This window comes from Rhizobium sp. RU35A, from assembly GCF_900156005.1.
GTDB lineage: Bacteria > Pseudomonadota > Alphaproteobacteria > Rhizobiales > Rhizobiaceae > Neorhizobium > Neorhizobium straminoryzae.
The window spans coordinates 77270-99313 of the sequence record NZ_FTMR01000007.1 but is presented as its reverse complement, the minus strand read 5'-3'; the positions used below and the strand labels follow the sequence as shown (position 1 = coordinate 99313).

Below are 22044 nucleotides of genomic sequence, written 5' to 3'. Positions count from 1 at the left end.
GTTTTACCGTGCAGTCCCCTCTGTCCGAGCGAACAAAGGGGGGCGTGAACGCAAGCATCCGAGAGCTATCTCTTGTATGTCGGCGTGACGAAGGGCAGGGCGGCGACGGTGACCGGCAGGTATTTTCCGCGGACTTCCGCAAAGACCTGTTTTCCGGCATCGGCAAATTCCGTCGGCACATAGCCCATGGCGACCGGGCCTTCGGCCGAGGGACCAAAAGTGCCTGACGTCACTTCGCCGATTTCCGTCTGGCCTTCGGCGTCGGCATACAGTCTGGCATGCGCGCGCACCGGCGCCTTGCCTTCCGGCTTCAGGCCGACGCGGCGGCGGGTTGTGCCGTTCGCCAGTTCGCCAAGGATGCGGTCTGCACCCGGGAAACCGCCGGTACGGTCGCCACCGGCCTTGCGGACCTTCTGGATGGCCCATTCGAGGGCGGCCTCGATCGGCGAGGTCGTCGTGTCGATGTCGTTGCCGTAGAGGCAGAGGCCGGCTTCGAGCCGCAGCGAATCGCGGGCGCCAAGGCCGATCGCCTCGCAATCCGGGTGCGCCAGCAGGGCCCTGGCCAGTTCCTCGGCCTTGGTCGCGGGCACGGAGATCTCATAGCCGTCTTCGCCGGAATAGCCGGAGCGGGAGACGATGCAGGCGGCGCCGACCAGCGTCACATCGCGAACATCCATGAATTTCATGGCGGCGACATCCGGCGCAAGCGATGCCAGCACGGCTTCCGCCGCCGGCCCCTGCAGGGCAATCAGCGCCCGGTCCTCCAGCAGCGTCACGGAACAGCCGGAGAGATGCGTCTGCATATGCGCCACATCGGCAGCCTTGCAGGCGGCGTTGACGACCACGAGCAGGTGGTCGCCGCGATTGGTGATCATCAGGTCGTCGAGAATGCCGCCCTGATCGTCGGTGAAAAACCCGTAGCGCTGGCGGCCTTCCTTGAGGCCGAGGATATCGACCGGAACCAGCCTCTCAAGCGCTGCGGCCGCATCGGCATAGGCGCCGGATGCCGCCTTCACGATGACCTGACCCATGTGCGACACGTCGAACAGACCGGCCTTGGCGCGGGTGTGAAGATGCTCCTTCAGCACGCCGGCGGCATATTGCACGGGCATGTCATAGCCGGCGAAGGGCACCATGCGGGCGCCGAGCGACAGGTGAAGGGCATGCAAAGGGGTGGTCAGCAATTGGCCGGTATCGGTCAAGGAAAGCCTCCAGGTCGTGCGCGGATCCACGTCCGCACGAGCTCAGTATCTGGCGCGATGTCACGCCGTTTCATGAGCCCCCTCTGTCCTTCGCGCCTGAGATTGTTATCCCTTCGGCGAGCCCTTCGCGTAAAAAGGCTTCTCTCCAGAGTCCTGCAGGTCCCGCTGGTCCTTTTGCCTGAGAGTTTCCGGGGCGGTTGCTCCTTCGGCGCCGCATCGAAGCGGTTTCTCCCAGCGGGGTTGCGCTCATTATGGGCGGGACCCCCTGCTTGGCAAGAGCCAAATGTCGCAGGTGACACGAATTCTGTCGCCCTGCACACAGAATGCGGCACCGGATCTTTCCGGCCCGCGACAATCCGACTTTTGCACATCGCGCCAATCTGGGCTAAGGAACGGGCAAACGGAGAGGAATATGGCGTCAGGCCGGAGTTCAGGGCGGAAGATCCTGCGCATGCTGTGCGCCATGGTCTTCCTGTCGCTGGGGCTTGCCCCGCATGCGCCGCTTTCTGCCGCAGCACGGCCCGAGCTTGCGGAAAGTTATCGCCTGCCGGACGGCACCTTCGCGTCGCTGTGCGCGGAACACCTGGGTGAGCACCCGGATGACCGGCCGCATCCGGCCGCATCCTTCGCCTGCGAGGTCTGCCTGCTGGCCGCCAGCCTGCTGCTGCCGACACCAGCCAGCGAATGCTGGCTTCTCAAGCCTGCGGCTTCCCTGTTCAACGGCCCGGTGGAACAGGCCGCGATTTCCGGCGGCCTGTCCATCCCGCAGGCCCGTTCACGCGCACCGCCCGTCCTGACCTGATCCTTTCGCTTCAAGACAAACCTATGAACGGATTGAGCGGCTGGACGGCCAGAGGCCCCGCCGCTGGAGGGACTGACCCATGACGAGAACCCAATTCCTGACCGGTGCCGCACTCGCGACTCTTTGCATGACAGGCGCAGCCGAGGCGCATGTGACGCTGGCCAATGGCCCGGCCAAGCCCGATTCCTATGTCGTCATCCAGTTGCAGGTACCCCATGGCTGCGCCGGCAAGCCGACGAACGAAGTGCGGGTGACGTTGCCGGACGGCTTTTACGGCGCCAAGCCGCAGCCGAAGGCTGGCTGGGACCTTGAGATCATCAAGGGCGATTATGCCAAGCCCTATGACAACCACGGTACCAAGGAGACATCCGGGCCGCTGGAGATTCGCTGGAAGAATGGCAGCCTGCCGGATGACAACTATGATGTCTTCGTCATGCAGGGCAAGCTTGCGGGTGTGGCCGATGGAACCGCGCTGCCGTTCAAGACCATCCAGGTCTGCGGCGGCGATACCGAGAAATGGGACGAAGTGGCCGCACCCGGCACCGACCCGCATTCGCTGAAGGATCCGGCGCCGCTGCTGAAGGTCAGCGCCGGTGGTGAGAAGCCTGCGGGTGGCGGCATGGACCATTCCGGAATGGATCATGCGGGAATGGATCACGCCGGCATGGGGCATGGCGATGCCGGCCATGGCGCGATGAAGGACGCTGTTGCGGCTGCTGACGGGGATGTCGACATGAAGCCGGTCACGGTCGGCTCGCTGTCGATCGGTCATGGCTATCTGAAGGCCATGCTGCCCGGCCAGCCGGTCGGTGGCGGCTATATCACCGTGACCAACAACGGCAAGGAAGCGGACCGCCTCGTTTCCGCCGAATCGGCACGGTCCGGCACCGTGGAACTGCACGAAATGGCGATGAAGGGGGATGTGATGGTCATGCGTCAGCTGGATAAGGGGATTGTGATTCCCGCCGGCGAGACGGTCGAACTCAAGCCCGGTGGCCTGCACCTGATGTTCATGAAGGTGCAGCAACCCTTCAAGCAGGGCGAGACGGTGCCGGTGACCTTCACCTTCGAGAAGGCGGGCAAAGTTGATGTCGTGCTGCCGGTCGCGGCTGCAGGCCCCGGGGGTCACCAGCACAACTGATCGCCTCACGAATGCAAGATACGACCGGTGCCGGGGGCATGCCCGGCACCGCAGCAACCCGAATGGGCCCGATCAGATTTCCTCGTAGGCGTTGCGTGCCTGTTGCAGGCTTGCCTGCTGCTGCGGCTGATGCTGGCGGCTGGTCGTGACATCGAAGCTGACGGCGACAGCCGGGATGAGGCCCGCAACCTCTGACGCATCGGCACCGGCCTTGCGCACCTCGTTGCGCTCGGCATCCACCTGCGCATCCTTCACCTTGTCAGCCGTTGCCACGCGCCGCGCGGGCTTTGCCGCCTCCATGACATAGCCGGCCGTGACGGCAGAAACGGAAAGTACCTGTGTCATTGCACGCCATCTCCTTGAATGTGACAGGATACTGGCTCAACTCTTGGCCAGGCATTAATCCATTCGCTAGAATGCCGATCAATGTATGATTTCAAGGATGGGAATGGCCATGATCCATATTCTGCTGGTAGCGTTTGGCGGCGCCGTCGGTTCTGTCTGCCGCTATCTGACCGGCGTCATCATGACGCGACTGCTGGGCATGGCCTTCCCCTGGGGAACGCTGACGGTCAACATCGCTGGCTCCTTTGCCATCGGCTTCCTGACCGAACTCGTGGCGCGCAAGCTGAACGCCTCCATGGAAATGCGGCTGCTGATCGTGGTCGGTTTCCTCGGCGGCTACACAACCTTCTCCTCTTTCTCGCTCGATACGATTGCGCTTTACGAGCGCGGCGCGATCGTCGCGGCCTTCGGCTACATTCTCTTCAGCGTGATCATTTCGCTTGCCGCCACTTTCGGCGGCCTTGCCGTCGGCCGCGCGGTTCTGTGACGGGCATCCCGGATTTCCTCTTTCCCTTCCGGCCTGAAATCATCTAAAGGCTGGGGCAAAGGGCCGTTTGGCGGCCAATCCAGACAGAAAGAGAATTCATGGCAGGCATCGAGCATATCCGCGTCGAGGCGGACGAAGCCGGCATGCGCGTCGACCGCTGGTTCAAGATACATTATCCGGGGCTCGGCTTCGGTGCGCTGCAGAAGCTGCTGCGCTCCGGCCAGATCCGGGTGGATGGCGGCCGCGTCAAATCCGACAGCCGGGTTCAGCCCGGCCAGATGGTGCGCGTGCCCCCGATGGATGTGGATGCGCGCGGCCCGAAATCCGGACCGATCGGCGGCAAGGATCTGAAGCACGGCGAGGATGCCGAGCTTCTCGCCCGCATGCTGCTGCACGAGGACGACAAGGTTTTCGTGCTGAACAAGCCGGCCGGCCTTGCCGTGCAGGGCGGCTCGGGCGTCACCCGCCATATCGACAAGATGCTGGATGCCTGGGTCAACCAGAAGGGGGAGAAGCCGCGCCTGGTGCACCGTCTCGACCGCGACACCTCCGGGGTTCTGGTGATTGCCCGTACCCGCGGCGCCGCCCAGAAGCTGACGGCGGCCTTTCGCGAGCGCGACACCAAGAAGACCTACTGGTCGCTGGTCAAGGGCGTGCCGCGCAAGCACGAGGACAAGGTCTCGACCTGGCTCGTGAAGGAGCAGACGCCGGATGGCGACCGCATGCGCATTGCCAAACACGGAGAGGAGGGAGCGGATCATGCCGTTTCCTTCTACCGGGTGATCGAGACGGCGGCGCAGCGCCTCGCCTGGCTGGAAATGGAGCCCTATACCGGGCGCACCCACCAGTTGCGCGTGCATGCGCTGCACCTCGGCCATCCGATCATCGGCGATCCCAAATATTTCGAGGATGATCCGAACTGGGACTTTCCGGGCGGCATGCAGAAGCGGCTCCACCTGCATGCGCGTCACATCGACATTCCGCACCCCTCCGGCGGACGGCTGAAGGTCACGGCACCGCTGCCGCCGCACATGGTGCAGAGCTGGAACCTGCTCGGCTTCGACCAGACACTCGGCGACAGGGACGACCAATGAAGCTGGTTCTCTTCGATTGCGACGGAACGCTGGTCGACAGTGTGGCGCTGATCCACGAAACCATGCGCCGCACTTTCCTGCACTTCGACAAGCCGGAGCCGACGCTCCAGGCGACGAAGTCGATCATCGGCCTGACGCTCGATATCGCCATTGCCCGCATCGACGGCAAGCTGCATGCGGATGACGAGGCCGTTCGCATGATGGCCTATTACAAGTCGCTGTTCTCCGTGGTGCGCAGCGATCTGAACTATCGCGAGCCGCTGTTCGAGGGAATCCGCGCCGTGATGGACGCGATTGCCCCGCGCGAGGATCTGCTGATTGGCGCAGTCACCGGTAAGTCGCGCCGAGGCCTCGACATGATCCTCGACACGCATGGCTTCCGTCCCTTCTTCGTGGTGAGCCGCACGGCGGACGATTGCCCATCGAAACCGCACCCGGCCATGGTGACGGAGTGCTGCGACGAAACCGGCATGCGGCCGGAACACACTCTTGTCATCGGCGATGCCATTTATGATATGCAGATGGCAAAGGCGGCAGGCGCCACGGCCATCGGCGTGTCCTGGGGCTATGCCTCCGTTCCCGACCTGCGTGCGGCCGGTGCCGACGTGATCGTCGATCATCCGCTCGATCTGCTGCACCACATCGGCTGAGGAAGATTTCATGCGCGACCTGTTTGACCTGCCCGACGGGCTGAGCCACCCCGATCCGACGCGCCGTGCGCAGATCCAGATGAAGAAGCCACTGCCGAAGCGCTTCTACACCGAAACCGGCGTTGCGGCCGGCCCGGACGGACATGCGATCCAGCTCGATGGCCGCCCTGTGAAGACGCCGGCGAAAAACGCGCTGACGGTGCCGACGGCAGCGCTCGCCGATCTGATCCGCGCCGAATGGGCCGCCCAGAGTGAGGTGATCGACCCTTCGACCATGCCGGTGACGCGTCTCGTCAACACGGCGATCGATGGTGTTGCTGCGGCCAGCGAGGCGGTCTTCGAAGAAATCCTGCGCTTTGCCGGCAGCGACATGCTCTGCTACCGGGCCGAGGCGCCGGCCGAACTGGTGGCGCGCCAGGCAGAGGCCTGGGATCCGGTGCTGGACTGGGCGGCCTCGACGCTTGGCGCCCGCTTCATCCTGATCGAAGGCATCATGCCGCAGGAACAGCCGCCGGAAGCGATTGCAGCACTCTCGCTGGCCCTTCGCCGCCATTCGACGCCGCTTGATCTTGCGGCTCTGCATACGGTGACCACGCTGACGGGCTCGGCGCTCCTTGCGATCGCCTTCGCGGAAGGCTTTCGTGATGCCGAGGCGATCTGGTCGCTCGCGCATCTTGAGGAGGACTGGACGAACGAGCACTGGGGCACGGACGCCGAGGCCGAGGCTCGTCGTGCCAAGCGACTGGTGGAAATGCAGGCAGCGGTGGCCGTTTTTGCGGCATTGCGCGCTCCGGCTTAACGCTCTCCTAACCCTGTTTTTAGATCATCGGGGAAAATCTCTCCGGTGATTGATGCTGTTGCGGTCTCTTCGTCTGTTCTGCCTGGTGATGGCCTGGTTGCTGCTCGGCAGCTTCCGGATGCCGGCTGACGAAGCGCGCCCCGAAACGCTGCTTTATGATGTCCGCGCCGCCTTCGTGACGGCGCGTCCGGAGGTGTCCCACAATCTCCTGTCGGCCACGGATCGTCTGGTGGCGTCCGCCATTCGCGCCACCTTCCGGCAGCAGGCCTTGCCACGCGCGGTCCTTACCATCCGCATCGAGGATACCGTCTATCTCCCGCTGCTGTTCGGCGGGCGTTTCAGGGCACAGGTCACGGTCGAGGCGGTTTCGGTCGTGACGGGAGAAAAAGTGGCTGTCGGAAGCTTTGCCGTTTCCGCCTTTGCCCTCGATGCCACCCATGCGGATGCGCGGTTGGCGGAGCGGATCGCCGAGCGTGTGGTGCAGGATTTCCGCCTGCAGGATACGGTGCCCTCGACGCTCGCCACCGCACTTTTCCCCTGACGCCTGTCACAGGCATGTTGCCATTCATCGCCATCACGGGCGGGCCTGTGCGTTGGCCTGCGTTGACCTATGTTTCCGGTCGGCCATCTTGCCAATGTGCCCTGGAGAGGAGAAAACCCGTGATGCACCGCCCGCTGTTGACGCTGTTCGTGAGCCTTTTCTTGCCCGCCGTTTCCCTTGCCGACGAAAACCGCATCGATCGCATCCGTCCGGATGCGCCCGAGCTTGCCGCCTATGGTTCGCATCGCGTCGGCGTGCGTACGCTGACGCTCACCAATCCCGGCCAGATTGACGTTGTGAATGCACAAGCCGGCAAACCGGCCCCACGCTATGATCGTCCGCTGACGGTCGAAATCTGGTATCCGGCCGTGGTCGACAAGCCCGGTGGCACCTACAAGGTCTTTCTGCGCGACGGCAAGACGGAAGTCAGCATTGCGGGGCAGGCGGTGCGCGACGCGGCACCGGAAAAGGGTGCCGATCCATATCCGCTCGTCATCGTCTCGCATGGCTATCCAGGCAACCGCTATCTGCTGTCGCCGCTCGCAGAGAACCTGGCGAGCAAGGGCTATGTCGTCGCCTCCATCGATCATACCGACAGCACCTACAATGACCGCGCGGCCTTCGGCAGCACGCTGGTCAACCGGCCGCTCGACCAGCGCTTCGTTCTGTCGGAAATCGCCGCCATGAGCGGGCAGGACGGCAATTTCCTGTCCGGTCTGGTGGATGCCGGCAAGGCAGGGCTGATCGGCTATTCCATGGGCGGCTATGGCGCCATGATCACCGCCGGTGCCGGCGTGTCCGAAAAGGCGGTCAAGGCGGATTGGAGCGCGCCGGATGGCCTGCTGGCGGTGCATCAGGCGGGCAGTGGCAGCCATGCTGCCCTGTTCGAGCCGCGCTTCAAGGCGATCCTCGCCATAGCGCCCTGGGGGATGCAGCGCGGCATGTGGGACGAGGCGGGTCTTTCCGAGGTAAAGGTGCCGATCTTCTTCATGGCCGGCAGCGCCGACGATGTGTCCGACTACCAGAAGGGTATCCGTCCGCTGTTTACGGGTGCGAAATCCGTGGACCGCTATCTTCTGACCTTCGACCATGCCAACCACAATGCTGCGGCGCCAATGCCCGCGCCGGCGGAAAGCTTTGCCGTCAGTCCCGAACTCGGTTTTGCGCCGTTCGAACATTATGCTGATCCCGTCTGGGACACGGTCCGCATGAACAATATCGCAGAGCATTTCGCGACCGTCTGGTTCGACCTCAAGCTGAAGGGCGATTTGGCCAGGGGGCGTTATCTCGATCTCGTCGAGCGGTCCGAGGACGGTGTCTATGCCGTGGACAAGGATGGACGGCGCCAGTCCGGCCACAGCTATTGGGAAGGTTTTCGCAACCGCACGGCCCAGGGGCTGCGGCTTGAACACCTGACGGCGCAGTAACGCGGCGCCTCGCCGCTCTCTGCGGCAATTTGTGCAGCACGATCAAGCGGATGTGATGGGGTGGGAGTGCAGTTGATTGTTCATTGCTGCACTGCAACGATAACGCTCGGACGTTCATTGTCTTGCAGGAGAGGGTATTGTCCTTGTCTGAACGTTTCGACGCATTCCAACCTTACGCGCTTGCCGCGCTGCGCATCATCTCGGGCCTGACGTTTCTCGCCCATGGCACCATGAAGCTGTTTGCCTTCCCCGGGCCGCAGCCGGGAGCCGGTGATACGCTGTCCACCCTGTTCCTGGTCGGCGCCCTGATCGAACTGATCGGCGGCGCCCTGGTGGCAATCGGGCTCCTCACCCGGCCGGCTGCCTTCATCATGTCCGGCCAGATGGCGGTCGCCTATTTCATGTTCCATTTCCCGAAGAGCTTCTTCCCATCGCTGAACGGCGGCGATGCGGCCGTGCTCTACTGCTTCATCTTCCTGTTCTTCGTCTTTGCGGGCGCCGGCGCGCTGTCGGTGGACAACCGCGAAAAGGCCTGATCAGTCTCGCGGCCATGACTTAAGGACCCTCGCACCGGCACACGGCGCGAGGGTTTTTTGCTGCCGCCTCATCCCACGAGCTTCAACCCGATCAAGCCGGCCATGATCAGGCCGATGCAGGCGAGCCGAAGCGGGGTTGCCGGATCGCCGAACAGAACGATGCCGAGGGTGACGGCGCCCAGCGTGCCGATTCCGGTCCAGATCGCATAGGCGGTGCCGACGGGAAGATCGCGCAGCGCAAGGCCGAGCAGGCCGATGCTGGCCACCATGCAGGCAATCGTCGCGAGCGACGGAACGAGACGTGTGAAGCCTTCGGTATATTTGAGGCCGATGGCCCAACCGGTTTCCAAAATGCCGGCAAGGAGGAGAAGGATCCAGGCCATGAGAATGCTCCCTGAATAGAGATCAGGGCCGTCCCCGCGATTCATCCGCACCGGGAGCTGCCGGTGCACGCGGTCGTCCGCGTACACCTGATGTGGGACAGGACGGGCGAGGATCAAGACCTGCCGGTCGAAATGTCGAGATCAGCTTACGCAAGCCGCTCCGCGTGCCAGCGCAGGTGATCGTCCATGAAGGTGGAAATGAAGTAGTAGGAATGGTCGTAGCGCTCGTGCATCCGCAGCTTCAGCCGGATGTCGGTGCCCCTGATCGCCTCTTCGAACAGCCAGGGGCGCAGGCCGGTTTCGAGGAAACCATCGGCCTTGCCCTGATCCACCAGGAATTCGGGGAAGCGTGCGCCATCGCTGACCAGCGCGCAGGCATCATAGGCTCGCCAGGCCGCCTTGTCCGCCCCTAAGTATTTTTCGAAGGCCGGGGCCGACCAGTCCGCCGTCGAGGGCTCGACGATCGGCGCGAAGGCCGAGCAGCTGCGGAAGCGGTCCGGATTCTTCAGCGCGATGGTCATGGCGCCGTGACCGCCCATCGAATGGCCGAAAATGCCCTGACGGCCCATGTCCGCGCGAAAGTGCTCGGCCACCAGCGCCGGCAGTTCCTCGGTCACGTAGGTGTACATCCGGTAGTGGTCCGCCCAGGGCTTTTCGGTGGCGTCCAGATAGAAGCCGGCCCCCTTGCCCATCTGCCAGTTCGTCTTCTCGTCCGCCACGTCGTCGCCGCGCGGGCTGGTGTCCGGGCAGACGATGATCAGCCCGAGTTCTGCGGCAAGCCGCCGGTACTCGCCCTTTTCCATTACATTGGCATGGGTGCAGGTAAGGCCCGAAAGATACCACAGCACCGGCCGCGGCTCGGAAATCGCCTGCGGCGGCACGAAAACGGCGAAGGTCATGTCGCACTGGCAGGCCTCGGATTCGTGCTGGAATACGCCCTGCATGCCGCCGAAGGCGGTGTTCTGCGAGAGGATCTTCATCGCGGTGGTCTCCCTGGAGATTATGATGGGGGAATGAACGGGTTTAGCCGGCCAACGACACGACGGCATTGACGGCTGCTGCCACGAGGATGGTGTTGAAGAAGAAGGCAAGTACCGCATGGGCAAGATTGATCCGCCGCATGGTCGTGGTGGTGATGGCGACGTCGGAGGTTTGCGCCGTCATGCCGATCACCAGCGAGAAATAGAGGAAATCATAGCCCGCCGGCTCCTTCGTCTCGGGAAAGCTCAGTCCGCCCTGCAGCACGAGCCCGCCGGATCCGTCATCCACCCGCCGCCAGTAGTGGTGGGCGTAATGCATGGCGAACATGGTGTGGATGGTCAGCCAGCCGCCGATGACCGAGGCAAAGGCGATGACGACTTCGAACAGGCTCGGATCATGCGAGCGGTTCAGCGCATTGAACAGCGCGCCGACGGAGGCGACGACGGCCAGCAGGGTGACGACCAGGATGGTATAGGCCGGGGCATCGTCGCGTTCGCGGCTGGTCTTCAGCCGGTTCACCGTAAGGTGGGGGATGCGCCGCGCGATGCTGCCGAGATAAACGAGGAAGAACAGGATGACGGAGAGTTCGATGGCAAGTCTGGGCACGATCACCAGCAGGATCGGCAGGGGCACAAGCCCGGCGAGCCCGGCCATGTAGAACGGGCTCTGGCGGCGGTGGCGCCAGCTGTTGGGCAGTTCGGTCATGCGGGCTGTTCTCCTGCCGAATCTCCGGGGGTGAGTCTGGCGCGTCGGCACAGGCGATCGAGCGTCGAAAGGAAACTGGAGCGATCGCGCGGCGTGAAGGCGGCATTATAGCCTTTGCTCTCGCCGGTTTCGCGCAAGTGCGCGCCGAGATCGCGCATGGCGCTCGCCATGCCGATGTTCGCCTCATCGAACACGCGTCCGGTGGGGCCAGTCACGAGGGCGCCGCGCGCCACGCAGCGGACGGCGAGCGGCACATCGGCCGTCACCACGATGTCGCCGGGCCCGGCCCGTTCCGCAATCCAGTCATCGGCCGCATCGAAGGCGCCGGAGACGATGACGTTCTTCACCATGGGATCGCGGGAGGGACGCAGGCCGGAATTGGCAACGAAGGTTACCTCGATCCCGTGCCGCTCGGCGACTTTGAGGATTTCCGGCTTCACCGGACAGGCATCGGCATCCACATAGATCAAGGTTCAGGGTCTTTCGTCGCTTCGGTCAGGATCGCTTACCAGTTCAGACGCCGGATGTCGCCATTGAAGCAGCGGCCTTCCGCCTCGGCAATGAAATCCAGCTGCGGCGGCAGCAACGGGCGAAGCGATTCGAGCGCCGGCAGGGCTGTGCCTTCCGTCCAGGCGGGGCAACTGCGCTTGACAAGAGCAAGGCAGAGTTCGCCACGGTCCACCTGCAAGCCGGCTTCCCGGCAGTCGAAGCCGGCGAGCACCAGATGATAAAGCAACAGGCCGCCCGTCCACAGCGTCAGGTCGCCGCTCAAGAGGGGAAACCGCAGGCTCGGCACGGACAGCAACAGGCACCCCCTCTCCGAAAGGGCGGCATGCAGAGCGCGCAGAAACCGATGCGGGTTTGCCTCCCGTTGCAGCGCGTGGCAGGCCATCACGGCATCGAAGGGCTCCGCTTGTTCTTCGGGCGCCAGCGGAAACGGGATCTGCGAGACGCCCGCGATTGTGTCGCCCGACGCATCGTCGCGGACGGCGACGCTCAGCGTCTTTCCGGCGGCCAGAAGATGCGGGGCGCGATCCTGCCAGCCCGGGCCGATATCGAGCACGCGTTTCGCCGACGGCAGATCGAGAAGACGGGCGAGGGCGGGCATGCCCGGTCCGTTGCCCAGATGCGAGGGTGCCTGCCGTGCGGCTTCGCTTTCCGGCGCCTCGTCCGGCGACAGCAGCGCGAGCCTCGATTTCAGCATGCGGTTTTCCATCTGCAACCGCTGCAGCACCTGCTGGGTCATCTGCTTGAGCCGGTCGATCTGCGCCTGCTGGGCAAGCGAGACGGAATCGGCCGGGGCTGCCGGTGCGGGCGTGGGCGGCTCGGGCGTCATGGCCCGGCGGATCCGTTCGCTGATCGGGAAGGAAACAACGGGGGGCGGACTGCCGATCGCAGGCTCCGCCATCACCTGCGTCGGGTCCAGTGGCATTGTTGCTGCGGGTTCGGCGCGCCGGCTGCCATGGCCGCGGCCGGAAAAGACGAAGGAAAAATGGGCGTCCGAGGCACGCGCCGCGGCATCGTCGATGCGGATCGTCGCATGCAGTCCGTCGACGGAGCCCACGCCCGCGCGCCAGCCACGTGCGCCCTGCGCATCGATCAACTGCACCATGCCGCCGGCTACCTCGAGCAGCGGCGGCTGGAAGACGATCAGGTAGTGTCCGGCGCCCTTGTGGCTGACCTGGAAGCCCTGGCCCTGCAGGATGCTGCCATCTGCCTTGACCGAGCCCGATATGATGCGATCCGCCATGTCATCCCCCGCCGTGCCGGACGGCTGCCTCTCATCAAAAAAAGGGCGCCCGTCGGCGCCCTCTTGTCTTCTCCGGGACGTGCCTTTCGCAAGGCTGTCGTCCTCAACGCCCTGTGTCAGTATAGCACGACCGAGCGGATGCTTTCACCCGAATGCATCAGCTCGAAGCCCTTGTTGATGTCCTCCAGCGGCATGGTGTGGGTGATCATCGGATCGATCTCGATCTTGCCCTCCATGTACCAGTCGACGATCTTCGGCACGTCGGTGCGGCCGCGCGCGCCGCCGAATGCGGTGCCCATCCAGGTGCGGCCTGTGACCAGCTGGAAGGGGCGCGTCGAGATTTCCTGGCCGGCACCGGCAACCCCGATGACGACCGACTTGCCCCAGCCGCGATGCGAGGCTTCCAGGGCCTGGCGCATGACGCGGGTATTGCCCGTACAGTCGAAGGTATAGTCAGCGCCGCCGATCTGATCGGCGCCGCGCTTGGTCATGTTGACGAGGAACGGCACCAGATCGTCGCCGACCTCCTTCGGGTTAACGAAGTGCGTCATGCCGAAGCGTTCGCCCCAGGCCTTCTTCTCGTTGTTGAGATCGACGCCGATGATCATGTCGGCACCGGCAAGACGGAGCCCCTGGATGACGTTGAGGCCAATGCCGCCGAGACCGAAGACGATGGCCGTCGAACCCATCTCCACCTTGGCGGTGTTGATGACGGCGCCGATGCCCGTCGTCACGCCGCAGCCGATATAGCAGATCTTGTCGAAGGGCGCGTCGGGGTTGACCTTGGCGACGGCGATTTCCGGCAGCACCGTGTAATTGGCGAAGGTGGAGCAGCCCATGTAGTGATGGATCTTGTCCTTGCCGATCCAGAAGCGCGAGGTGCCGTCCGGCATCAGGCCCTGGCCCTGGGTGGAGCGGATGGCCGTGCAGAGATTGGTCTTGCGCGACAGACAGGAGGGGCATTCGCGGCATTCCGGGGTGTAGAGCGGGATCACGTGATCGCCCTTCTTCACCGAGGTGACGCCAGGCCCGACATCGACGACGATGCCGGCACCTTCGTGGCCGAGGATTGCCGGGAACAGGCCTTCCGGATCGGCGCCCGACAGCGTGAAGTCGTCGGTATGGCAGATGCCGGTCGCCTTGACCTCGACCAGCACCTCGCCGGCGCGCGGGCCTTCCAGCTGCACGGTCATGATTTCAAGCGGTTTGCCGGCCTGAACGGCAACGGCGGCGCGGACGTCCATGTGCTTTCTCCCTGAGTGTTCTGATTCCGGGACCGGTTGTGGCATGCACGGGGACGGGGCTCAACCCTGAAAGCGGCAGGCGCCCGTCTCAAGCCGTCCTCTCAGGCCGGCGTCTCGGCTATGCGGTTCTGACGCTGCTCCCGCCAGATGATGAAGAGGCCGGAGGCGACGATGATGACGATGCCGATCCATTTCGATGGCGTCGGAAAATCGGCAAACAGCAGGTAGCCCAGCACTGTCGCGGAGATGATCTCGAAATACTGGAAAGGGGCCAGCAGCGAGACGGAGGCCATGCGGAAGCAGCGCACCACGAGCAGGTGCACATAGCCGGACAGCGAGCCGAGGACGAGAAGCAGCACGAGGCCAAGCCCGGAGCCGGGAAGGGACATGTGGAAATCGGCAATCCCTGCCATGTGCCCCGCCACGAGCACGACACCCATGAACAGCGTGCCGCCGACGCCGGACATCATCTGCATGGTCAGCGGCGAATCGCCCTCGCCGAGCGCGCGGTTGAGGAACAGGTAGAGCGTGAAGAGGGCGGCACAGGCGACCGGCAGCAGCGAGGTCCAGCCGAAGATGGCAAAGCTTGGCTGGATGACGATCATCGCCCCGCCAAAGCCGACGAGAATCGCCAGCCAGCGCCGCCAGCCGACCTTTTCGCCGAGGAAGAGGGCCGACAGGATCGTCAGCATGAAGGGCTCGACGAAATAGATGGCGAAGACATCGGCAAGCGGCATGTATTTGACGGCGGTGAAGAACATCAGGCTGGCGCCGGCATGCAGGGCACCGCGCAGCATGTTCATCCAGGGGCGCCTGACCTGTCCGAAGCCGCCCACCGTCCAGAAGAACAGCGGCGCCAGCACCACAAGCTGCACGAAGAAGCGGTAGAAGGTCACCTGTCCCGGCGACATGGTCTCGAAGGTCGCCATGTATTTGGCGATCGCATCCATCATCGGCAGCACGACCATGCAGCAGGCCATCAGCGCCATGCCCTTGACGGAGGTTTCGGCAGAGGCGGCGGTCTTGGGCATGGGCGGCTTTCCTGTGGCGCCTCTTTCAACCACAGGACGCCCCGCCCTTACAAGCCTCGGGCCGCCGCTATCCGTGCGGCCGGCATCAGGCCCCGTCGTTCACCGTGGGGCCGAACACCTCTTCGAAGGCCTGGCGCAGTCTTGTGTCGACATCCTGCATCATCACCAGCATGCCGAGATCTTCCAGGCTGGTCACGCCATAGGCGGAGATCCCGCAGGGCACGATCCCGGAAAAATGCGCGAGGTCCGGATCGACATTGATCGACAGGCCGTGAAAGCTCACCCATCGGCGCAGGCGAATGCCAAGCGCAGCGATCTTGTCTTCGGCCTGCGTGCCATCCGGCAGAAGCGGCTTTTCCGGGCGGCGCACCCAGACGCCGACACGGTCCTCGCGCCGCTCGCCGCGCACGTTCATCGCACCGAGACAGCGGATGATCACCTCCTCGAGGGCGGCCACATAGGCGCGCACGTCCTGCCGCCGGCGCTTCAGGTCCAGCATCACATAGGCGACCCGCTGGCCCGGACCGTGATAGGTGTATTCGCCGCCGCGGCCGGTGGCAAAGACCGGGAAGCGGTCCGGCTGGATCAGATCGGCCGAGTCGGCGCTGGTGCCCGCCGTGTAGAGCGGCGGATGTTCGAGAAGCCAGACGAGTTCGTCTGCCCGTCCCTCTGCGATCGCTGCCACCTCCGCATCCATCACCGAAAGCGCTTCGTCATAGGGCACCAGGGAATCGGAAATCCGCCAGCGTACGGGCGGCGAACCTTCTGCGGGCAACATGGTATGGTCGAGATCGGTGCGGGTCAGCATGGCATTTTCTCTTCAAACGAAATGGCGGCGGACTATCCACAGGCGGAAAGCCCGCAAATGCGGGATTTCCCTATATAGGATTTTCCCGCGTGATTTTATCTTTCAAAAAACTGTCACGGCACACTTGCGCCGGGGAAAACCCTTTGCTAGATGCTCCCTCGCCGACGCAAGACGGCCTACCACGATGCGGTCGTGGCGGAATTGGTAGACGCGCAGCGTTGAGGTCGCTGTGGGGCAACCCGTGGAAGTTCGAGTCTTCTCGACCGCACCAAACAAACCCGGCGCAAGCCGGGTTTTTTGTTGTCTGGCAGCCACTTGCCGACATTGTCTCGGGTATGGTGCGAAGTTCGTTCCGGTGCCCGGCTGCCGTCATTCTCTTCATCTGAGCCATGGAATACGAGCCCGAGGGTGCTTCCTTCATGCACGGCTGTCACGCGACCATCGGAAACCGGTTTGGCATTGACGGCTTGGTGAAGACTCGCCGATATCCTTGCAATGCTTCTGGCTGGCTGTGAGCACTGTTCACCCGGTCGACATTCAGGACGAGGACGGCAATATGGTCGAGATCAAGATGAAGACGCGCGCAACCGGCGCCACCGCAACGATGGCGGCGCGTGGCCATGCCTCGCTGGTCAGCGAGACCGGCGGAGCGCTGGACGTCACGACAGGCGTTTCCGATCCGGGCTTCAATCCGCTCGACATGCTCTATGCGTCGCTGGCAGCCTGCCTGGTGCTCAGTGTCAAGGGCGCCGTGTCGCAGCTGCACCTGCTGGACGCTTTCGAGAGCGTGACCGCGCATGTGGCCGGTGAAAAGGCGCATGAGGGGCCGTCGCGTGTTGCGGCCATCCATGCCGACATCCGTATCGCCGGTGCCTATACCGACGCGCAGCGTCAGGAGATTGTCGCGCTCGCGAAGAAGCTCTGCACCGTCAGCAACACGCTGTCCGTGCTTCCGGAGATCACCGTCACCGCAGCGGCCGCTTGACGGCTGCGTGTTTCCTCAGTCCTCGTCCGGGATGAGGCTGTCGATGCCGAGCAGCGTCAGGTCGTTGACGACGCGGGAAACACCAGGCACGCGCCGAACGGCGGCGACGATCTTGCGGGCGGTGGCATCGTCATCCACCTCACCCTCCAGCGTTACCGTGCCGCCGTCTGCGCGCACGTCGATGGTTTCCATGGCTACGAGATCCAGGGCCTCGATCGTGTCGCTGACCCTTTCTTCCAGATCGTCGGCCTGTTCCGCACCGATGGTTGCCGGTGTGTTGCTGTCGCGAACCGGTTCTTCCTGTCCCTCCACATCCGCCGTATCCACGCCGTAGCCCCTGTTGCGCTCCCGGTCGACATTGGCGCTCGTGTCGCCATAGGCTGCATTGTCAACCTGTCCGGCGCGGGCGGCATCCGCATAGGGCCAGCCGTCATCAATGTTGCGGCTGTCGTAGTCGCGATAGTCTTCCTCGCGGGAAGTGTCGTTGACAGGTTTGTTCGACGCCATCTGTGCCTCCTGATGTCTGCTGGGCCCTTAACGCAGATGCAGCCGGATGGTTCGACCGCGCAGCAACGGGTCGCGCAAAAGTGTGCCGCGCATAATGGTGACCTTGTCGTCAGGGTGATGTCAGCGGCTGCTTTTCTCGTATTTGCGCAGCAGCCTGTCCCGCTTCAGCCGCGAAAGGCGGCGTGTCCAGAAAATGCCGTCGAGCTGGTCAATCTCGTGCTGGATGCAGGTGGAAAGAAAGCCGTCCGCCTCGCCCTCGTGCCAGGTGCCATCAAGGTCCTGGTGGCGGAAGCGGATGTGGCCGGGGCGCTCCACCTCTTCCGTGAAGCCCGGCATGGAGACGCTGCCTTCGGTAAAGCGCTGCTCCGGGCCGGAGGCCGCGATGATTTCGGGATTGACGTGGACGAGGACTGGCGCGTCCGGCGCGAGCTGGATGACGGAGATCCGCCGCATCACGCCAATATGCGGCGCGGTGATGCCGACGCCGGGGGCGGCCCGCATGGTGTCCAAGAGATCGTCGGCCAGTTGGCGAAGGATCGTATCAAACTCGTCGACCCTGGCGGCGGGCGTCGAGAGGCGGGGATCGGGATAGCGGAGAATCGGTCTGACAGGCACGGCATCTTCCGTCTGGCGTGGCGGTTCGGGGCGGGCGGGCGAAGGTTCCCGCCAAGCCTTCTATCAGCTTGTCGGCGGCACGTGCAGCCTTCCCGGATTTCCGTCCTATCCAATTGTTGACATTCGGCTTTTCGCAGCCATTCTGCCATCGGCAGCCAAGGGCGACCCACAGATGTGCAGGCGAGGGCGGGCATGACGAACATCGAAGAAGACCGCGTGCGCCATCATGTGGATGAGCCACATGACGACATCTACGCCGAAGACGGCTCCATTCGCGGCGATTTCCTCGCCATGGTGGGGGCCGCGATCGCCGACCGCGATCTGCTGTTCCTGCGCCATAACGTGGCCAGCCTGCACGAATCGGAACTGGGTGACCTGCTCGAATCGATCCTGCCGGACCAGCGTCTGGCACTCGTGCGCCTGCTCGGCAATGAATTCGACCTGACGGCGCTGACCGAAGTTGACGAGGCGATCCGTCTCGAAATCGTCGACCAGATGCCGAACGCGCAGATCGCCGCGGCGATTGGCGAGCTTGATTCGGACGACGCCGTCTACATTCTGGAAGACCTCGACCAGGAGGACCGGGAAGAGATCCTGGCGCAGCTGCCCTTTACCGAGCGGGTGCGCCTGCGCCGCGCGCTGGATTATCCGGAAAGCTCTGCCGGTCGCCGCATGCAGACGGAATTCGTCGCGGTGCCGCCGTTCTGGACGGTCGGGCAGACCATCGACTACATGCGCGAAGAGGAGGATCTGCCGGACAGCTTTACGCAGATCTTCGTCATCGATCCCACCTTCAAGCTGCTCGGCGTGGTCGATCTCGACCGGATCCTGCGCACCAAGCGCCAGGTGAAGATCGAGGCGGTGATGCGGGAGACCAACTATCCCATTCCCGCCGACATGGACCAGGAAGAGGCGGCCCAGCTTTTCGAGCAATATGACCTGATCTCGGCGGCGGTCGTTGATGAGAACGGCCGCCTCGTCGGCGTGCTGACCATCGATGACGTCGTCGACGTGATCCAGGAGGAGGCGGAAGAGGACATCATGCGCCTCGGCGGCGTGGGTGACGAAGAGTTGTCCGACACGGTCGTCGACACGTCGCGGTCGCGCGTGCCGTGGCTGCTGGTGAACCTTCTGACGGCCATCCTGGCAGCCTCCGTCATCGCGCTGTTCGATGCGACCATCCAGCAGATCGTGGCGCTCGCCGTGCTGATGCCGATCGTTGCCGGCATGGGCGGCAACGCCGCCTCGCAAACCATGACGGTCACGGTGCGCGCGCTCGCCACCCGCAATCTCGACATTCACAATGCCTGGCGCGTCGTGCGCCGCGAGGCCGGCGTCGGCCTGCTGAACGGCCTGATCTTCGGCGTGCTGATCGGGGTCTGTGCCGGCCTCTGGTTTCAGGATACCAGCATCGGCGGCCTGATTGCGTCGGCCATGCTGATCAACATGATGGCTGCGGCTTTGGCCGGCATCCTCATCCCGCTGCTGCTCGACAAGATCGGCGCCGATCCGGCCGTTTCCTCCGCCGTCTTCGTGACCACGGTGACGGATGTGACCGGCTTCTTTTCCTTCCTCGGCCTTGCCACCTGGTGGTTTGCCATCGGCTGAGTGGCGTCTTGCCTGGCAGGTCCGCCAGAGGCCATGCCTCGGCGTAAAATTGACTGTTACGTAAAAGTCAATTACGGTGAGAGCGCGATGCAGGAAGCTGGCTTGAAAAAATATTATAGCATTACCGAGCTCACCCGGGAATTCGGCGTGTCGACACGCACGCTGCGGTTCTACGAGGATGAAGGCCTCATTCACCCGGAACGGCGTGGCCGCACCCGGCTGTTTCGCGCGGCCGATCGTCGCCTGATCCAGGAAATCCTGCGCGGCCGCCGCATCGGCTTCACCATCGCCGAGATCCGGGAAATCATTCAGGTCTACAAGGAGCCGCCGGGCGAGATGGGCCAGCTGAAGCTCCTGATGAAGCGCATCGACGAAAAGCGCGACGAGTTGCGCCAGAAGCGCAAGGACATCGATGACACCCTGAACGAACTCGATAATGTCGAGGAAGCCTGCCTGACGCGGCTCGCCGAAATCGGCGTGGGCACCTGATTCCATTCCAACGCGGCATCCTCCGCCTCGTGCGGAGCGCTTCTTTGCGCTGCCGTACAAGGCGAGGTGTGGCGGCGCGTTGCGGCTGTCAGCGGCTGATCGCCGTGCATTCCTGCGCGATCGACCGGACCTTCTCCTGGCCGGCGGCGTCCAGCGTGCCGTTCAGCATCGGCTGGAACAGCGACTGGGAGACCACCCGTTCGGCGGTGCAGCCGCAGAAGCGTGTGCACAGGCCGGCATCGTTGCCATCGTCAAGGCAGGATCGCTCGCAACTGCGGGTGAAGCTTGCCAGCGGATCGGGTGCCGGTGGCGGTGCGACGAGCGTGGCCAGATAGACAAGGCCGATCAGCACCGGCTGGTGGACGAGATAGAAGACGAGGCTGTGGCGTCCAAGCCAGGTCAGTCTGTTCGCCTTTCCCTGCAGGCTGGCGAGCCGCACAAAGCCACCGTGCTTGCGCAGCAGTCCGGCGACGGCAATGCCGGCCAGAACGGCGGCGATCCATGGAAAGACCGGCACATAGTCGTTGGACCGCGGCATGGTGTCTGCAAAGCCGATCCAGGCGAGCATGCGGGTGTTGAAGATCTCGCTGTCGAGAATGCCGGGCGCCACCCAATTGTTCAGTACCATCAGGCCAGCGATCACCAGCGATAGCAGCCCGGTGAGAAGCGGCGGCAGGCGCAGGAAGGCAAGTCCGATCAGGCTGGAGAGGGCGATGTTGTGCAGGATGCCGAAATAGATCCATTCCTCCGGCATCGCGAAGCGCGTGGCGATGCTGATGACGAGCGCTGCGCCAGCAACCATGGCGAGGCGCTTGCCGAATGCCTGCCAGCGCACACCGGACCCATGCGCGAGCAGCAGGCTGACGCCGACCAGAAACAGGAAGGAACTGGCAATCACCCGGGCATAGATCTTCCAGGCGCCATGCGTGGCGGTGCCCGCTTCGAGGTAGCCGAAGAATTCGAGATCCCAGGTGAAGTGGTAGGAGGCCATCGCAAGAAGGGCTACCCCGCGCAGCGTATCGATCAGCAGGATGCGCGGCGTGCGGGAGCCGGCGACGGGCAGGGAGGCATCGGTGGAAGACAAGCGGACAATCCGGATTCAGGGTTGGAGGTGATCCATGATGGCGCGTCGGGCTTCCGAAAAGAACTGACGACGGATCAACACGAAGATCACGAACAGCGTTGACGCCATGAACATATAGGACCCGATAAACCAGCCGAGATAGCCGATGGACAGAAAAATCGTCCGGAGCCCCGCATTGAAGTGGCGCGCGGCGATGATGTTCATGCGGATCACCTGATCGGCCGCGCGCTCGGCGGCGGCCCGGTCGGCATGGGTATCGTGCATCATCGGCAGGGCGCCGAACAGGATGGTGCAGTAGTTGAACAGCCTGTAGGACCAGCCGAACTTGAAGAAGGAATAGCCGAACAGGGCGGTCAGTCCGACCACCTTCATTTCGAAGGCGGCACGACCGCTGTATTCGACGAAGGCCAGATCCCGGAAGACGGCATCGACGCGGTCGGTCTGCCCCAGCAGGGCAAAGCAGCCGCCGATGGCGAAGATCGAGGTTGAGGCGAAGAAGGCTGTGCCGTTCTGCAACCCGGCCATGATCTGGGTATCGATCATCTTGAGGTCGCGCGAGAGCGAATTGTAGATCCACTGCCGCCGGCGTTCGGCCATGGCCTGGTTGAGGCTCTGGCGTGACAGGACCGGCTCCCCGCTGGTCAGCCAGGAATAGCCGATCCAGAGGACCGCAAACAGGGCGAGGGCACCATAATCGATCAGGGTCATGGCAGGGCTCCGTGGCACGACGAATCCGGCATCGTTGGCCACTTCATGCGTCAATTGCCGCAGGATCACAAGCGGCGGCGCAGCTCACGGATAGCTGACGCGATCTGCACGGCGAGGGCGGC

Annotated in this window: 26 protein-coding genes, 1 tRNA gene and 1 riboswitch; of the genes, 13 read left to right on the top strand and 14 right to left on the bottom strand. The window is 63.8% G+C overall.

Features of this window, described 5'->3' with window-relative positions; genetic code table 11:
* Window positions 1-65: 65 nt before the first annotated feature.
* Window positions 66-1202 carry a glycine cleavage system aminomethyltransferase GcvT gene (gcvT, locus tag F3H95_RS16510; protein ID WP_149746799.1) on the bottom strand — a complete coding sequence of 379 codons (1137 nt, stop codon included), beginning with the start codon at window positions 1200-1202 and terminating at the stop codon, window positions 66-68.
* Window positions 1203-1358: 156 nt separating this feature from the next.
* A riboswitch (glycine riboswitch) is annotated at window positions 1359-1446 on the bottom strand.
* Window positions 1447-1614: 168 nt separating this feature from the next.
* Between gcvT and F3H95_RS16505 the strand changes: the two genes are divergently transcribed.
* Both F3H95_RS16505 and F3H95_RS16500 read left to right on the top strand, forming a co-directional pair.
* On the top strand, window positions 1615-2004 hold the full coding sequence (locus tag F3H95_RS16505; protein ID WP_149746798.1) for a hypothetical protein: 390 nt from the start codon (window positions 1615-1617) through the stop codon (window positions 2002-2004).
* Between the two features lie 79 nt (window positions 2005-2083).
* A complete protein-coding gene (locus tag F3H95_RS16500) occupies window positions 2084-3145 on the top strand; it encodes a copper chaperone PCu(A)C (protein WP_143127810.1) in 1062 nt (353 codons plus the stop codon).
* 72 nt (window positions 3146-3217) lie between these two features.
* Here F3H95_RS16500 and F3H95_RS16495 read toward each other — a convergent pair whose 3' ends face one another.
* The gene (locus F3H95_RS16495; protein WP_143127812.1) at window positions 3218-3490 is read right to left on the bottom strand and encodes a hypothetical protein; all 273 of its coding nucleotides are present in this window, start codon (window positions 3488-3490) and stop codon (window positions 3218-3220) included.
* A gap of 109 nt (window positions 3491-3599) precedes the next feature.
* Here F3H95_RS16495 and crcB point away from each other — a divergent pair, with 109 nt between their 5' ends.
* The 7 genes from crcB to F3H95_RS16460 all read left to right on the top strand — a co-directional run bounded on the left by crcB (window position 3600) and on the right by F3H95_RS16460 (window position 9024).
* Entirely contained in the window at window positions 3600-3977 is a 378-nt protein-coding gene (crcB, locus tag F3H95_RS16490) for a fluoride efflux transporter CrcB (protein WP_149746797.1), read from the top strand.
* Window positions 3978-4075: 98 nt separating this feature from the next.
* Window positions 4076-5071: an RluA family pseudouridine synthase gene (locus tag F3H95_RS16485; RefSeq protein ID WP_149746796.1), complete on the top strand. Its 996-nt coding sequence runs from the start codon at window positions 4076-4078 to the stop codon at window positions 5069-5071.
* Window positions 5068-5721 (top strand): HAD-IA family hydrolase, encoded by a 654-nt coding sequence (locus tag F3H95_RS16480; RefSeq protein ID WP_143127815.1) that lies wholly within the window; start codon window positions 5068-5070, stop codon window positions 5719-5721. Before F3H95_RS16485 ends, F3H95_RS16480 begins: the two co-directional genes overlap by 4 nt.
* A 10-nt stretch (window positions 5722-5731) precedes the next feature.
* Window positions 5732-6520, top strand: coding sequence for an ATP12 family chaperone protein (locus F3H95_RS16475; protein WP_149746795.1), 789 nt, complete (start codon window positions 5732-5734; stop codon window positions 6518-6520).
* A gap of 52 nt (window positions 6521-6572) precedes the next feature.
* Window positions 6573-7061, top strand: a complete 489-nt coding sequence (locus F3H95_RS16470) for a hypothetical protein (protein ID WP_143127817.1) — start codon at window positions 6573-6575, stop codon at window positions 7059-7061.
* A gap of 122 nt (window positions 7062-7183) precedes the next feature.
* Window positions 7184-8488: a dienelactone hydrolase gene (locus tag F3H95_RS16465; protein ID WP_188134414.1), complete on the top strand. Its 1305-nt coding sequence runs from the start codon at window positions 7184-7186 to the stop codon at window positions 8486-8488.
* A gap of 137 nt (window positions 8489-8625) precedes the next feature.
* Window positions 8626-9024, top strand: coding sequence for a DoxX family protein (locus F3H95_RS16460; RefSeq protein ID WP_149746792.1), 399 nt, complete (start codon window positions 8626-8628; stop codon window positions 9022-9024).
* 68 nt (window positions 9025-9092) lie between these two features.
* Here F3H95_RS16460 and sugE read toward each other — a convergent pair whose 3' ends face one another.
* The 8 genes from sugE to lipB form a co-directional block, all read right to left on the bottom strand.
* A complete protein-coding gene (sugE, locus tag F3H95_RS16455) occupies window positions 9093-9407 on the bottom strand; it encodes a quaternary ammonium compound efflux SMR transporter SugE (RefSeq protein WP_143127820.1) in 315 nt (104 codons plus the stop codon).
* Window positions 9408-9553: 146 nt separating this feature from the next.
* Window positions 9554-10387, bottom strand: a complete 834-nt coding sequence (gene fghA / locus F3H95_RS16450) for an S-formylglutathione hydrolase (RefSeq protein WP_149746791.1) — start codon at window positions 10385-10387, stop codon at window positions 9554-9556.
* A 43-nt stretch (window positions 10388-10430) separates the two neighbouring features.
* A complete protein-coding gene (locus F3H95_RS16445) occupies window positions 10431-11093 on the bottom strand; it encodes a DUF1345 domain-containing protein (RefSeq protein ID WP_149746790.1) in 663 nt (220 codons plus the stop codon).
* On the bottom strand, window positions 11090-11563 hold the full coding sequence (locus F3H95_RS16440; RefSeq protein ID WP_143127823.1) for a YaiI/YqxD family protein: 474 nt from the start codon (window positions 11561-11563) through the stop codon (window positions 11090-11092). Before F3H95_RS16440 ends, F3H95_RS16445 begins: the two co-directional genes overlap by 4 nt.
* A 35-nt stretch (window positions 11564-11598) precedes the next feature.
* Complete coding sequence (locus tag F3H95_RS16435) at window positions 11599-12843, bottom strand: methyltransferase domain-containing protein (protein ID WP_149746789.1); 1245 nt, start codon at window positions 12841-12843, stop codon at window positions 11599-11601.
* Between the two features lie 116 nt (window positions 12844-12959).
* Window positions 12960-14087: an S-(hydroxymethyl)glutathione dehydrogenase/class III alcohol dehydrogenase gene (locus tag F3H95_RS16430; RefSeq protein ID WP_149746788.1), complete on the bottom strand. Its 1128-nt coding sequence runs from the start codon at window positions 14085-14087 to the stop codon at window positions 12960-12962.
* A gap of 101 nt (window positions 14088-14188) precedes the next feature.
* Window positions 14189-15118 (bottom strand): DMT family transporter, encoded by a 930-nt coding sequence (locus F3H95_RS16425; RefSeq protein ID WP_244618046.1) that lies wholly within the window; start codon window positions 15116-15118, stop codon window positions 14189-14191.
* Between the two features lie 85 nt (window positions 15119-15203).
* On the bottom strand, window positions 15204-15926 hold the full coding sequence (gene lipB, locus F3H95_RS16420) for a lipoyl(octanoyl) transferase LipB (protein ID WP_149746787.1): 723 nt from the start codon (window positions 15924-15926) through the stop codon (window positions 15204-15206).
* Window positions 15927-16112: 186 nt separating this feature from the next.
* Between lipB and F3H95_RS16415 the strand changes: the two genes are divergently transcribed.
* Both F3H95_RS16415 and F3H95_RS16410 read left to right on the top strand, forming a co-directional pair.
* Window positions 16113-16197, top strand: a tRNA-Leu gene (locus F3H95_RS16415).
* A gap of 285 nt (window positions 16198-16482) precedes the next feature.
* Window positions 16483-16911, top strand: coding sequence for an OsmC family protein (locus F3H95_RS16410; RefSeq protein WP_143127827.1), 429 nt, complete (start codon window positions 16483-16485; stop codon window positions 16909-16911).
* 15 nt (window positions 16912-16926) lie between these two features.
* Here the strand turns inward: F3H95_RS16410 and F3H95_RS16405 are convergent, their stop codons facing one another.
* Together F3H95_RS16405 and F3H95_RS16400 are read right to left on the bottom strand one after the other, a co-directional pair.
* Window positions 16927-17418: a BON domain-containing protein gene (locus F3H95_RS16405; protein ID WP_149746786.1), complete on the bottom strand. Its 492-nt coding sequence runs from the start codon at window positions 17416-17418 to the stop codon at window positions 16927-16929.
* 120 nt (window positions 17419-17538) lie between these two features.
* Entirely contained in the window at window positions 17539-18033 is a 495-nt protein-coding gene (locus F3H95_RS16400; RefSeq protein WP_149746785.1) for a peptide deformylase, read from the bottom strand.
* Window positions 18034-18225: 192 nt separating this feature from the next.
* Here F3H95_RS16400 and mgtE point away from each other — a divergent pair, with 192 nt between their 5' ends.
* The gene (gene mgtE, locus F3H95_RS16395; RefSeq protein WP_149746784.1) at window positions 18226-19641 is read left to right on the top strand and encodes a magnesium transporter; all 1416 of its coding nucleotides are present in this window, start codon (window positions 18226-18228) and stop codon (window positions 19639-19641) included.
* Window positions 19642-19743: 102 nt separating this feature from the next.
* Complete coding sequence (locus F3H95_RS16390; RefSeq protein ID WP_143127970.1) at window positions 19744-20130, top strand: MerR family DNA-binding transcriptional regulator; 387 nt, start codon at window positions 19744-19746, stop codon at window positions 20128-20130.
* A gap of 88 nt (window positions 20131-20218) precedes the next feature.
* Here F3H95_RS16390 and F3H95_RS16385 read toward each other — a convergent pair whose 3' ends face one another.
* Together F3H95_RS16385 and F3H95_RS16380 are read right to left on the bottom strand one after the other, a co-directional pair.
* Complete coding sequence (locus F3H95_RS16385) at window positions 20219-21214, bottom strand: DUF1624 domain-containing protein (protein WP_244618045.1); 996 nt, start codon at window positions 21212-21214, stop codon at window positions 20219-20221.
* A 15-nt stretch (window positions 21215-21229) separates the two neighbouring features.
* Window positions 21230-21922 (bottom strand): DUF599 family protein, encoded by a 693-nt coding sequence (locus F3H95_RS16380; protein ID WP_149746783.1) that lies wholly within the window; start codon window positions 21920-21922, stop codon window positions 21230-21232.
* Window positions 21923-22044: the final 122 nt, after the last annotated feature.